The organism is Streptomyces sp. NPDC006923, assembly GCF_040635655.1.
Lineage (GTDB): Bacteria > Actinomycetota > Actinomycetes > Streptomycetales > Streptomycetaceae > Streptomyces.
Genome location: NZ_JBEYIF010000030.1, coordinates 1 through 12,455 on the forward strand (window position 1 = coordinate 1; position 12,455 = coordinate 12,455).

The 12,455-nt window shown below is 69.2% G+C and carries 11 protein-coding genes; 2 read left to right on the forward strand and 9 right to left on the reverse strand.

Annotation, left to right across the window (positions count from 1 at the left end; all coding sequences use genetic code 11):
- Nucleotides 1-365: 365 nt before the first annotated feature.
- The 3 genes from ABZ707_RS31660 to thyX all read right to left on the reverse strand — a co-directional run bounded on the left by ABZ707_RS31660 (nucleotide 366) and on the right by thyX (nucleotide 4,012).
- A complete protein-coding gene (locus ABZ707_RS31660; RefSeq protein ID WP_360181752.1) occupies nucleotides 366-2,051 on the reverse strand; it encodes a ribonuclease J in 1,686 nt (561 codons plus the stop codon).
- Nucleotides 2,052-2,186: 135 nt separating this feature from the next.
- Nucleotides 2,187-3,086: a 4-hydroxy-tetrahydrodipicolinate synthase gene (dapA, locus tag ABZ707_RS31665; RefSeq protein WP_360181755.1), complete on the reverse strand. Its 900-nt coding sequence runs from the start codon at nucleotides 3,084-3,086 to the stop codon at nucleotides 2,187-2,189.
- Between the two features lie 188 nt (nucleotides 3,087-3,274).
- A complete protein-coding gene (gene thyX, locus ABZ707_RS31670) occupies nucleotides 3,275-4,012 on the reverse strand; it encodes an FAD-dependent thymidylate synthase (protein WP_360181758.1) in 738 nt (245 codons plus the stop codon).
- A 201-nt stretch (nucleotides 4,013-4,213) separates the two neighbouring features.
- Here thyX and ABZ707_RS31675 point away from each other — a divergent pair, with 201 nt between their 5' ends.
- Both ABZ707_RS31675 and ABZ707_RS31680 read left to right on the forward strand, forming a co-directional pair.
- Nucleotides 4,214-4,453, forward strand: a complete 240-nt coding sequence (locus tag ABZ707_RS31675) for a hypothetical protein (RefSeq protein ID WP_360181761.1) — start codon at nucleotides 4,214-4,216, stop codon at nucleotides 4,451-4,453.
- A gap of 94 nt (nucleotides 4,454-4,547) precedes the next feature.
- On the forward strand, nucleotides 4,548-5,096 hold the full coding sequence (locus ABZ707_RS31680) for a hypothetical protein (protein WP_360181764.1): 549 nt from the start codon (nucleotides 4,548-4,550) through the stop codon (nucleotides 5,094-5,096).
- 84 nt (nucleotides 5,097-5,180) lie between these two features.
- Here ABZ707_RS31680 and ABZ707_RS31685 read toward each other — a convergent pair whose 3' ends face one another.
- The 6 genes from ABZ707_RS31685 to eccD all read right to left on the reverse strand — a co-directional run bounded on the left by ABZ707_RS31685 (nucleotide 5,181) and on the right by eccD (nucleotide 12,362).
- Nucleotides 5,181-5,633: a hypothetical protein gene (locus tag ABZ707_RS31685; RefSeq protein ID WP_360181767.1), complete on the reverse strand. Its 453-nt coding sequence runs from the start codon at nucleotides 5,631-5,633 to the stop codon at nucleotides 5,181-5,183.
- A gap of 4 nt (nucleotides 5,634-5,637) precedes the next feature.
- Nucleotides 5,638-6,390, reverse strand: coding sequence for a 4-hydroxy-tetrahydrodipicolinate reductase (gene dapB / locus ABZ707_RS31690; RefSeq protein WP_360181770.1), 753 nt, complete (start codon nucleotides 6,388-6,390; stop codon nucleotides 5,638-5,640).
- 35 nt (nucleotides 6,391-6,425) lie between these two features.
- Nucleotides 6,426-7,805, reverse strand: a complete 1,380-nt coding sequence (locus ABZ707_RS31695) for a pitrilysin family protein (protein ID WP_360181773.1) — start codon at nucleotides 7,803-7,805, stop codon at nucleotides 6,426-6,428.
- Nucleotides 7,802-10,018 (reverse strand): polyribonucleotide nucleotidyltransferase, encoded by a 2,217-nt coding sequence (locus tag ABZ707_RS31700; RefSeq protein WP_360181776.1) that lies wholly within the window; start codon nucleotides 10,016-10,018, stop codon nucleotides 7,802-7,804. The genes ABZ707_RS31695 and ABZ707_RS31700 overlap by 4 nt, the downstream gene beginning before the upstream one ends.
- Nucleotides 10,019-10,351: 333 nt before the next feature.
- Nucleotides 10,352-10,642 carry a 30S ribosomal protein S15 gene (gene rpsO, locus ABZ707_RS31705; protein WP_319685150.1) on the reverse strand — a complete coding sequence of 97 codons (291 nt, stop codon included), beginning with the start codon at nucleotides 10,640-10,642 and terminating at the stop codon, nucleotides 10,352-10,354.
- Nucleotides 10,643-10,877: 235 nt separating this feature from the next.
- Complete coding sequence (gene eccD, locus ABZ707_RS31710; RefSeq protein ID WP_360181780.1) at nucleotides 10,878-12,362, reverse strand: type VII secretion integral membrane protein EccD; 1,485 nt, start codon at nucleotides 12,360-12,362, stop codon at nucleotides 10,878-10,880.
- Nucleotides 12,363-12,455 lie beyond the last annotated feature (93 nt).

The window sequence follows — 12,455 nt, forward strand, 5'->3', positions numbered from 1 at the left end:
TTGAGTTCTCAAGGAACGAACGCTTCCTTCAGCCCCGTCTCCGGGCCCTCCGGGCGCTTCCCTCCGGTACTTCATTTCATTCTGTACTTCGTGTTTCCAACCTTACCAGATTCATTTGGCTGTTCTTGCCTCTTGAATTCCGGTGGCCTTTGGACTGGCCTTTTGCCTTTCGGCTGCTCCGACTTTATCAGAGTTATCCGAGTCGGATTTCCCTCTGTCCGAGAGGGTGTCCGGCACATGATTTGTACCGGGTTCCCGTCCAGGTGGAGCCGTAAACGTACTGGAGCGGAGGGCATCGACGCAAATCGAGGCCCTCCGCTCCGGGCCCGGGGTCAGACACCGGCCGCCGGGCGGCAGTTGCGGCGTCAGACCTCGACGACGACGGGAAGGATCATCGGGCGCCTGCGGTAAGTGTCCGAGACCCACTTGCCCACCGAGCGGCGGACGAGCTGCTGGATCTGGTGCGGTTCCGCGACCCCGTCCAGGGCCGACCTGGCGATGGCTTCTTCGACCTTGGGCAGCACGGCCGCGAACGCCGAGTCCTCGATGCCGGAGCCCCGGGCATGGAAGTGGGGGCCTCCGACGACCTTGCCCGTCGTGGAGTCGACCACCACGAAGACCGAGATGATTCCCTCGTCACCGAGGATGCGGCGGTCCTTGAGGGAGGTCTCGGTGACATCGCCCACCGAGAGTCCGTCGACGTAGACATAGCCGGCCTGGACCTTGCCCACGATCCTGGCCTTGCCGTCGACGAGGTCGACGACGACGCCGTCCTCCGCGATGACGATGTGGTCCTTGGGAACGCCCGTCAGCGCGCCCAGTTCCGCGTTGGCGCGCAGATGACGCCATTCACCGTGGACCGGCATCAGGTTCTTGGGCTTGCAGATGTTGTAGAAGTACAGCAGCTCGCCGGCCGAGGCATGGCCCGAGACATGGACCTTGGCGTTGCCCTTGTGGACGACGTTCGCGCCCCATCTGCTCAGGCCGTTGATGACGCGGTAGACCGCGTTCTCATTGCCCGGGATGAGCGACGACGCCAGGATCACCGTGTCGCCCTGGACGATCCGGATCTGGTGATCGCGGTTGGCCATGCGTGAGAGCGCGGCCATCGGTTCGCCCTGGGAGCCGGTGCACACGAGGACGATGTCGTGGTCCGGAAGGTCGTCGAGCGTTTTGACATCGACGACCAGACCCGCCGGGACGCGCAGATACCCCAGGTCGCGAGCGATACCCATGTTGCGGACCATCGAACGGCCGACGAAGGCGACCCTGCGGCCGTACTCGTGGGCGGCGTCGAGGATCTGCTGGATACGGTGCACATGGCTGGCGAAACTGGCCACGATGATGCGCTTCTGGGCGCTGCCGAAGACCTGCCGCAGGACATTCGAGATGTCCCGCTCGGGCGGGACGAAGCCCGGGACCTCCGCGTTGGTGGAGTCCGCCAGCAGCAGGTCGATGCCCTCCTCGCCGAGCTTGGCGAAGGTCGGCAGGTCGGTCAGCCTGCGGTCCAGCGGGAGCTGGTCCATCTTGAAGTCGCCGGTGTGGACCACCATGCCCGCGGGAGTGCGGATGGCGACGGCCAGAGCGTCCGGGATCGAGTGGTTCACCGCGACGAATTCGCAGTCGAACGGGCCGATGCGCTCGCGATGGCCCTCGGTGACCTCAAGGGTGTACGGCCGGATGCGGTGCTCCTGGAGCTTCGCCTCGATCAGCGCGAGCGTCAGCTTGGAGCCGATCAGCGGGATGTCCGCCTTCAGCCGGAGCAGATAGGGGACGCCCCCGATGTGGTCCTCGTGGCCGTGCGTGAGCACGATGCCGTCGATGTCGTCGAGGCGGTCCCTGATGGTGGTGAAGTCCGGCAGGATCAGGTCGATGCCGGGCTGCTCCTCCTCGGGGAAGAGGACGCCGCAGTCGACGATGAGCAGACGGCCGTTGTACTCGAAGACCGTCATATTGCGGCCGATCTCGCCCAGGCCGCCGAGCGGGGTGACGCGCAGGCCGTTCTTGGGCAGCTTCGGCGGGGCGCCGAGTTCGGGATGCGGATGACTCAAAAGACTCTCCTCACCACGCACGCCACGTGCCGTTGAGGCACGTGGCGCGCATGACATTCGTGCACTTGCTGTTGTCTGTGTGGACCGGTTGTCCGGGTACCTCTGTCGTCGCGTATTCAGTTGTGAAGTCTGTGGTTAGAGCTGTACCCCGCCGGCCGCAAGATCGATCTTGAGCTGGGCCGTTTCATGGTCGGACAGCTCGACGAGCGGGAGGCGCAGGGGTCCGGCCGGCAGCTTCTGCAGCGTGAGCGCGGCCTTGGTGGTGATCACACCCTGGGTGCGGAACATGCCGGTGAAGACCGGGAGCAGCTTCTGGTGGATCTCGGTGGCCTTCTGGACATCGCCGGTGAGATGGGCGTCGAGAAGGGCGCGCAGCTCCGGAGTGACCACATGGCCGACGACGGAGACAAAGCCGACCGCGCCGACCGAGAGCAGCGGGAGGTTGAGCATGTCGTCACCCGAGTACCAGGCCAGACCGGACTGTGCGATGGCCCAGCTCGCCCGGCCGAGGTCGCCCTTGGCGTCCTTGTTGGCGACGATGCGCGGGTGACGCGCGAGACGGACGATCGTCTCGGTGTCGATGGGGACTCCGCTGCGGCCGGGGATGTCGTACAGCATCACCGGCAGGCCGGTCGCGTCGGCGATGGCGGAGAAGTGCCGGAACAGGCCCTCCTGCGGCGGCTTGTTGTAGTACGGCGTCACAGCGAGCAGGCCGTGCGCCCCGGCGCGCTCGGCGGCGCGGGCCAGCTCCAGGCTGTGGTGGGTGTCATTGGTGCCGACGCCCGCCACGACATGGGCGCGGTCTCCCACGGCCTCCAGGACGGCCCGTACGAGCTGATCTTTCTCCGCGTCGCTGGTGGTGGGCGACTCGCCGGTGGTGCCATTCAGGATCAGGCCGTCGTTGCCTGCGTCCACCAGATGGGCGGCGAGCCGCTGGGCACCGTCGAGGTCGAGTGCGCCGTCCGCTGTGAAGGGCGTGACCATCGCGGTGAGGACCCGCCCGAAGGGGGTCTGCGGAGTGGAGATCGGAGCCATGGGTAACACGCTACTCGCTGCTCAGCTCGCCGTGTCCCTTTGGGGGACGGGACAAGAGGAGCCCGGCACTGCCTGCTCGGGGGTTCAAGCAGTGCCGGGTCCGTTTGATCAGCGTAGATGAACTTCTCGAAACGCCGCAATCCGGACGCTTCACTCGGCCGACCGTACATCAGTGCCCGGGGCAGCCGTCATGGAGCGACCCGGCCGTTGCCGTTGAAGGCCGCATGAGTGAGCGGCATGAGCTTCGCCCAGTGCTCTTCCATCCGCTCTCCGACCATCTCGATCTCACGTTGTGGGAAAGACGGGACCTTCGCCTGTTCGTGCTGGGTGCGCAGGCCGAGGAAGTGCATCAGCGAGCGGGCGTTGCAGGTGGCGTACATCGACGAGAAGAGGCCGACCGGGAGGACCGCGCGGGCCACCTCGCGGGCGATGCCGCCGGCCAGCATCTCCTGGTACGCCTCGTAAGCCTGGAGGTACGAGGTCTCCATCGCGCGGGAGGCCAGCTCCTGCTGCTCCGGGGTGCCGTCGGCGAACACGTACTTCCCCGGGCGGCCTTCCTGGACAAGCTTGCGGGAGGGGCCCGGGACGTAGAAGACCGGCTGCAGCTCGCGGTAGCGACCGGACTCCTCGTTGTACGACCAGCCGACGCGGTGGCGCATGAATTCGCGGAAGACGAAGATCGGGGCGTTGATGAAGAAGGTCATCGAGTTGTGCTCGAAGGGGCTGCCGTGCCGGTCCCGCATCAGGAAATTGATGAGCCCCTTCGACCGCTCGGGGTCCTTCGACAGCTCGTCCAGGGACTGCTCGCCCGCGGTGGACACCCGAGCGGCCCACAGCACATCGGAGTCACCCGCGCTGTGCTTCACCAGCTCGACGGTGACATCGCTGCGGAAGCTCGGTTTGGTCTCGGCGGGGGTGTCGCTCACCAGCGGGGTCCTTCCAGTCACATCACGTGGGCGGCGTCCACTCTACGGCGCCCCACCGACAGTGGAGGCTCGACGGCCCCTTCTGGCGTTGACTCGACAAAGCGGGGAATCCGGGCACCGAATGGTGCCGTTGTTCGTCTCCATGAGCAGCGGCTGACACATCCGTGGTGTCCCGTTACGAGATCGCAAGGAGAGTCACCCATGTTTCGCCGGCGTGAGGCCGTCCCATTCGCATTCGTCGCCGAGGCCGACCGCTTCCGCAGTAACGTCACTCCGCCCCCCAGGCCGCGCGCGAGCAGGTCGCAGCAGGTCAGCCGGGCTCTGGTCGGACTGGCGGTGGCGGCCGGATTCGCGGGCTCGCTGCTCTTCGGGCTGCCCGCCCTTCAGCCGGACCAGGCCCCCGGTCACTCACAGCGCTCCGAGGCGTCCCAGGGCCGCTGACTCGTCCGGCCCCCCTCGGGTGGTCCGGCCCGGGGCGTGATCGATAGCCTCACCGGGCACAGCAATCGAGCGTGCTTGTGAGTGAGGATCAGTCGTGCCCCTGCCCTTCCTGACGGCCGACCGTGCTTTTGACGCGACCACCGAGGATGTCGCGCTGCCGTTCGACGATCATGACCATTGGCGGCGTCCGTACCGCCCAGGCCCCTGGCGGGTGGCGGCGGCCGCGCTGCTTCTGCTGCTCGCCTCGTTCGTACTCCTCGCGGCGGTGATCACCGCCGCCGCGGGCGCGATGCCGGGCGCGGTGTTCTGTCTCGGCCTCGCGCTGGTGGGAATCGCCGTCGCGTTGCGGATGCTGCGCATGGGCGCGTGGGTGAGCCGGCACGGAGTGCGCCGGGTGAGCCTGCTGACGACCACGACGGTGCCGTGGAACCAGGTCACGGCGGTCCGCACCGTCCAGCAGCCCGTGCGGTGGCTCGGGATGCCGCGCACCGTGCAGGGGCAGGCGCTCCTGCTCGTACGCCGCAGGGGCGAGCCGCTGCCGCTGCTCACCGACCACAACGCGGACTTCCTGTCGCGCGCCGTGGCCTTCGACCGGTCGGCGGACGCGGTCGAGGCGTGGAACGACGAATACCGTCCGGCCTGACATCGTCCACAACAGAGCGGGGCCCGGCCTGTGCAGGCCGGGCCCCGCTCTGCGTAGGACGGGCTCGTCCGGGGCCGTGCCGGGTCAGACCCGCACGGGCCTGCCGTCGTGGAGCGCGATGGCCCGCTGCATCGCCTTGCGGGCGCGCGGGGTGTCCCTGGCGTCGTGGTAGGCGACCGCGAGCCGGAACCAGCAGCGCCAGTCGTCCGGTGAGTCCTCCGTCTCCGCGCGGCGCTCGGCGAAGACGGCGTCCGCGGAGTCCCGGTCGATACGGCCGCCCGGCGTACGGACCAACTCGTCGACCGGCAGGCCGCCTTCGGCGTCCAGCTCCGCCGCGAGCCGGTTGGCGCGGCTGACGAACTGGGTGTTCTTCCAGAGGAACCAGATGCCGATGGCCGGCAGGATCAGCACCGCGACCCCGAAGGCGACGGTGAGCGCCGTGCCCTGCTGGATCAGCAGCACACCGCGGCTGCCGGCCAGGAGGAAGTACAGGACCAGCACAGCGGCGGTGACACAGTAGGTGATCTTCGCGCGCATGGGATCAGCTCAGGTCGAGGAAGTGTTCCAGGCCGAATGTGAGGCCCGGGGTGGAGACCACGCGGCGCACGCCGAGCAGGATGCCCGGCATAAAGCTGCTGTGGTGCAGGGAGTCGTGGCGGACGGTGAGGGTCTCGCCCTCACCGCCGAGGATGACTTCCTGGTGGGCCAGGAGGCCCCGGAGGCGTACCGAGTGGACCGGCACCCCGTCGACGTCCGCGCCGCGTGCTCCGTCCAGCGCGGTGACCGTGGCGTCGGGCTGGTCGCCGAGGTCCGCCTCCGCGCGCGCCGCGGCGATGAGCTGGGCCGTGCGGGTGGCGGTGCCGGACGGGGCGTCGGCCTTGTCCGGGTGGTGCAGCTCGATGATCTCGACCGACTCGAAGTAGCGGGCCGCGGTCTGGGAGAACTTCATGGTGAGGACCGCGCCGATGGAGAAGTTCGGCGCGATCAGCACACCTGTCTCCGGCGACGCGGCCAGCGAGGTGTTGAGCTGCGCGAGCCGCTCGTCGGTCCAGCCGGTGGTGCCGACGACCGCGTGGACACCGTGGCGCACGCAGAAGTCGAGGTTGCCCATCACCGAGGCCGGAGTGGTCAGTTCCACCGCGACCTGGGTGCCGGTCTCCACCAGGGTCTCCAGCTTGTCGCCCCGGCCGAGGGCGGCGACCAGTTCGAGGTCGTCGGCAGCCTCGACGGCCCTGACGGCCTCGGAGCCGATACGGCCCCCGGCTCCGAGAACGGCCACGCGCAGCTTGCTCATTGCTCTGCTTCCTTCAGCTTCGGGGTGCGGCCCGGTCAGCGGGAGACCGCTTCGTCCAGACGGGCCGCCTGCTTGTCCTTGAGCGGTCCGATGACCGACAGCGAGGGGCGCTGTCCCAGTACATCGCGGGCGACCGCGCGCACGTCGTCCGGGGTGACGGCCGCTATCCGCGCCAGCATGTCGTCGACGGACATCTGGGTCCCCCAGCACAGCTCGCTCTTGCCGATCCGGTTCATCAGCGCGCCGGTGTCCTCCAGGCCGAGGACGGTGGAGCCGGAGAGCTGGCCGACGGCACGGCCGATCTCCTCGTCGCTGAGCCCTTCGGCTGCGGCGCGGTCGAGTTCGTCGCGGCAGATCTTCAGTACGTCATGGACCTGGCTGGGGCGGCAGCCCGCGTAGACCCCGAAGAGCCCGCAGTCGGCGAAGCCCGAGGTGTAGGAGTAGACGCTGTAGGCGAGTCCGCGCTTCTCCCGTACCTCCTGGAAGAGCCGGGAGCTCATACCGCCGCCGAGCGCGGTGTTCAGGACACCGAGGGCCCAGCGGCGCTCGTCGGTGCGGGAGAGGCCGGGCATGCCGAGGACGACATGGGCCTGCTCGGTCTTGCGGTTCAGTACGTCGACGCGGCCCGCGGTGCGCAGGGAGCGGCTGCCGTCGCGGGGCGCCACGGGTATGGCGTCCGCACGGGACAGGGCTCCGGCCTTGTCGAACGCGCGGCGTACCTGGCGCACCACCGTGGCATGGTCGACATTGCCCGCGGCCGCGACAACGAGGCGCGTCGGGTCGTAGTGCTTGCGGTAGAAGCGGGCGATCCGGTCGCGGTCCAGCGCGTTGATGGTGTCGACGGTGCCGAGGACGGGGCGGCCCAGGGGGCTGTCACCGAACATCGTCTCCGCGAACAGGTCGTGCACGCAGTCGCCGGGGTCGTCCTCGGTCATGGCGATCTCTTCGAGGATGACGCCGCGTTCCGCGTCGACGTCCGCGGCCTCGATGAGCGAGCCGGTCAGCATGTCGCAGACGACATCGATGGCCAGCGGCAGATCGGTGTCGAGCACCCGTGCGTAGTAGCAGGTGTACTCCTTCGCCGTGAAGGCGTTCATCTCTCCGCCGACCGCGTCGATGGCGGAGGAGATGTCGAGGGCGCTGCGCCTGTTCGTGCCCTTGAAGAGGAGGTGTTCCAGATAGTGGGTGGCGCCGTTGAGGGCCGGTGTCTCGTCCCGGGAGCCGACCTGCACCCAGATGCCGAAGGTGGCGGAGCGCACCGACGGCAGGGATTCGGTGACGACGCGCAGGCCGCCGGGGAGGGTCGTACGGCGGACGGTGCCAATGCCGTTCTCGCCCTTGAGCAGTGTTTGGGTACGGGCGACGGCCCGCGCCTCCGAGGAGGGGCGGGCCGTCGTCCGGGGACTACGCGTCACTGGGCGGAGTCGTCCTTCTTCTCGTCTGTCTCTTCACCCTCGATCACGGGGATGAGGGAGAGCTTGCCGCGCTGGTCGATCTCGGCGATCTCGACCTGGACCTTCTGGCCCACGCCGAGCACGTCTTCGACGTTCTCCACGCGCTTGCCGCCGGAGAGCTTGCGGATCTGCGAGATGTGCAGCAGACCGTCCTTGCCCGGGAGCAGCGACACGAACGCGCCGAAGGTGGTGGTCTTGACGACCGTGCCCAGGTAGCGCTCGCCGACCTCCGGCATGGTCGGGTTGGCGATGCTGTTGATCGTGGCGCGGGCGGCCTCGGCGGCCGGTCCGTCGGCGGCACCGATGTAGATGGTGCCGTCGTCCTCGATCGTGATGTCGGCGCCGGTGTCCTCCTGGATCTGGTTGATCATCTTGCCCTTGGGGCCGATGACCTCACCGATCTTGTCCACCGGGATCTTGACGGTGATGATCCGCGGGGCGTTCGGGGACATCTCGTCCGGGACGTCGATGGCCTCGTTCATCACATCGAGGATGTGGAGGCGTGCGTCGCGGGCCTGCTTCAGCGCGGCGGCCAGGACCGAGGCGGGGATGCCGTCGAGCTTGGTGTCGAGCTGGAGCGCGGTGACGAAGGTCTTCGTACCGGCGACCTTGAAGTCCATGTCGCCGAAGGCGTCCTCCGCACCGAGGATGTCGGTGAGGGTGACGTAGTGCGTCTCGCCGTCGATCTCCTGCGAGATCAGGCCCATGGCGATACCGGCGACGGGGGCCTTGAGCGGCACACCGGCGTTCAGCAGCGACATGGTGGAGGCGCAGACCGAGCCCATCGACGTCGAGCCGTTGGAGCTGAGCGCCTCGGAGACCTGGCGGATGGCGTACGGGAACTCCTCGCGCGTCGGCAGCACCGGCACGAGCGCGCGCTCGGCCAGGGCGCCGTGGCCGATCTCGCGGCGCTTCGGCGAACCGACGCGGCCGGTCTCACCGGTGGAGTACGGCGGGAAGTTGTAGTTGTGCATGTAGCGCTTGCGCGTCACCGGGGAGAGGGTGTCGAGCTGCTGCTCCATGCGGAGCATGTTGAGGGTGGTGACGCCCAGGATCTGGGTCTCGCCACGCTCGAACAGCGCGGAGCCGTGCACCCGCGGGATGGCCTCGACCTCGGCGGCGAGCGTACGGATGTCCGTGACGCCGCGGCCGTCGATACGGACCTTGTCCTTGATGACGCGCTCACGGACGAGGGACTTCGTCAGCGAGCGGTACGCGGCGGAGATCTCCTTCTCGCGGCCCTCGAACTGCGGGAGCAGCTTCTCGCCCGCGAGCGCCTTGACGCGGTCCAGCTCGGCCTCGCGGTCCTGCTTGCCGGCGATGGTGAGCGCCTGGGCGAGCTCGGACCTGACGGCCGAGGTGAGCGCCTCCAGGACGTCGTCCTCGTAGTCGAGGAAGACCGGGAACTCGCCGGTGGGCTTGGCGGCCTTGGCGGCGAGGTCCGACTGCGCCTTGCACAGGACCTTGATGAAGGGCTTCGCGGCTTCGAGGCCGGCGGCGACGACCTCCTCCGTGGGGGCCTCGGCGCCGTCCTTGACGAGCTGGATGGTCTTCTCGGTGGCCTCGGCCTCGACCATCATGATCGCGACATCGCCGTCGTCCAGGACGCGGCCGGCGACGACCATGTCGAAGACGGCGTCCTCAAGCTCGGTGTGCGTCGGGAAGGCGACCCACTGGCCCTTGATCAGGGCCACGCGGGTGCCGCCGATCGGACCGGAGAAGGGCAGGCCGGCGAGCTGCGTGGAGCAGGAAGCGGCGTTGATCGCGACCACGTCGTAGAGGTGGTCGGGGTTGAGCGCCATGATCGTCTCGACGACCTGGATCTCGTTGCGCAGGCCCTTCTTGAAGGACGGGCGCAGCGGGCGGTCGATCAGGCGGCAGGTGAGGATCGCGTCCTCGGAGGGCCGGCCCTCGCGGCGGAAGAAAGAGCCGGGGATCTTGCCGGCGGCGTACATCCGCTCCTCGACGTCCACCGTGAGGGGGAAGAAGTCGAGCTGGTCCTTGGGCTTCTTCGAAGCGGTGGTGGCCGACAGCACCATGGTGTCGTCGTCCAGGTAGGCGACGGCGGAGCCGGCGGCCTGACGGGCCAGCCGGCCCGTCTCGAAGCGGATGGTGCGGGTGCCGAAGGTTCCGTTGTCGATAACGGCCTCGGCGTAGTGGGTCTCGTTCTCCACTAGTGATTTCTCCTCGTCTTCGTCCGGTGCCCGTGTGGCAGGGGACGGTGGCGGAGAAGCGCTCCTGTGTGCGGGCCGGTCTTCGATCGAAGCACCCGGGGCGGCGGCATGGGCCGCGCCGTTCCGAGCGCCACTACCGAGGACCGGCGGCGGCGGAGGTCGCTCCTCCTCTTCAGTTGTGCTTCTCGTCCAGATTACTGAGCTTCGCCTCGGGACGGCATTCCGGCCGTCCGGGGCGGCGCGCCCGGTCCGGGGCCGTGGTGGCCCGGGGTCCGGACATACGCCAAGGGAGCGGTTCCCAGTGAAGTGGGAACCGCTCCCTTCACGGCGTGCTTACTTGGCACCGCCGGCCGCACCGCGGCGGATGCCCAGGCGGTCGACCAGCGCACGGAAGCGCTGGATGTCCTTCTTGGCCAGGTACTGCAGCAGCCGGCGGCGCTGACCGACCAGGATCAGCAGACCACGGCGGGAGTGGTGGTCGTGCTTGTGGAGCTTGAGGTGCTCGGTCAGGTCCGAGATCCGGCGCGACAACATGGCGACCTGGACCTCGGGGGAGCCGGTGTCACCTTCCTTGGTGCCGAACTCGGTCATGATCTGCTTCTTCGTAGCGGCGTCGAGCGACACGCGTACTCCTCGTGGGTTTCGTGGCCACCGAGTGCCCCAGGTCTCATACTCTGGGGAGCTTCCGTAACTCGGGAGGCGGGATCCGCTGCGCGCCGATCGCGGAGCCGATGACTCCGGGATCACGTACACAAACGGCCGTCGCCCAGGGTACCAGCCCGTAGGGGTCCGGCCGACCGCGCGGTCGGCCGGGCCCGCCGGCCCCTCGGAAGCCCGGAAAGCGGTCCCCGGACGGCGTTCAGCCGCTGGTCAGCGCGCGGGCCGCGGTGAAGACGTCGAGAACGGCGAGGCAGAGCGGCACCAGGGAGAGCAGCAGCGCGCCCTCGGCGAGATCAAGGAGTCGGCCCCAGAAGGGCGAGAGGCCCTTGCGCGGCACGATCAGGCCGGTCGCGGTGATCAGTGCGGCGCCCGCGGCGACGCTCGCGGTGAGCCAGATCGTACGGATGTCCAGGGAACCCCGGTCGCCGTACATCAGGAGTTCCCTGACCAGGTCGGCGGGCGGGTTCAGCGACAGGCCGAGGATCAGCAGCGCGATGGCGGAGATGCCGGCGACCAGTGCGCAGGCGACCTGCGAGGTGTAGCGGAAGAGCCGCGCGCGCAGCAGCATCGCCAGCCCGGCGGCGAGGGCGAGGAGCTGGCCCCAGACCGTGTGCGAGAAGCCGAGGACCGCCGCGGAGCCGACGACGACCGCGGAGCAGCCGCCGACCAGGCCGAGCAGCATCTCGTGGCCGCGGCGGGCCTGCGCGGCGATGCGCTCGGCGTCGACGGGCTCCGCCTCGGCGGTGGCGTCCGGGTCGGCGAAGGCGTCGTCGCCGTAGCCGCCGCCCGCGGCGCTGCGCGGCGCGGCGTAGCCGATGGGCAGCCGGGCGAAGCGGGCGGAGAGGCCGGGCAGGAAGGCGACGATCCCGATGGCGACCGGGGCGCAGACGGCCGCGGTCTCGGTGGCGGACGCCTCGGTGAGGATCGCCACGAAGGTCGCGAGGGTGCCGACGGTGGCCAGGAAGGTGGTGGCGACGAAGGGCGCGTCACCGCTCGGGGTCAGGGCGACAAGAGCGACCGAGGCGATCAGTACGGTGACGCAGCCGAGCAGGAACTGGAGCCGTCCCGGCCCCTGGCCGGCGTCAGGGCCGATGATCCCGGAGCCGCCGATCAGCAGCAGCGGCAGCGCGCCGAGCCCGAGGGCCACGGCGGTGGCGCGGTCCGCGTACACCCGGGCCCGTACGCCGGCGAAGGCCGTCAGCAGCAGGCCGGCCGCGCCCGCGATCACGCCGGGCAGGCTGTGCATGTCGTGCCGGACGGGGTCGGCGAACCAGAGGACGAAGCCCATGAGGACCAGCAGCATGACACCGCCGACGAGTCCGGCGCCGCGCAGCAGGTCGTCGCTCCACAGGTGGCGGTCGCGCCGGACCGCGGCGGCGACGGCGTCCGAGACGTCGTCGAAGACGGCGGGCGGCAGTGACTCGGCGAACGGGCGGAGGCTGAGCACCTCGCCGTCGAGCACCTGCTGGGCGGCGAGGGTGCGGGACCCGTCGAGCACGGTGCCGTCGCGCCTGACCAGGTGATAGCCGGTGGGCGCGCCCGCCGGCTGGGTCTGGCCGGTGAGCCGGAGGATCTCCGGGTGGACGTCGGCGACGGCGATGTCCTCCGGGAGCGCGACATCGATCCTGCTGTCCGGCGCCACGACAGTGACGCGGCAGAAGCCCGTCGCTGCGGTCGTACTCACGTCTTGACCCCCTGATTCGCGGTTGCGCACGATGCGCGCGCCACCCTACCGGGGCGCGCGGAGCACGGCTGCAAGTAGGATCGCCGTCGCGCG

What these genes read in the sequence shown, in the direction of transcription:
- dapA (WP_360181755.1), bottom strand. Translation starts at nt 3,086, where the DNA reads ATGGCTCCGATCTCCACTCCGCAGACCCCCTTCGGGCGGGTCCTCACC.
- ABZ707_RS31675 (WP_360181761.1), top strand. Translation starts at nt 4,214, where the DNA reads ATGTTTCGCCGGCGTGAGGCCGTCCCATTCGCATTCGTCGCCGAGGCC.
- ABZ707_RS31685 (WP_360181767.1), bottom strand. Translation starts at nt 5,633, where the DNA reads ATGCGCGCGAAGATCACCTACTGTGTCACCGCCGCTGTGCTGGTCCTG.
- dapB (WP_360181770.1), bottom strand. Translation starts at nt 6,390, where the DNA reads ATGAGCAAGCTGCGCGTGGCCGTTCTCGGAGCCGGGGGCCGTATCGGC.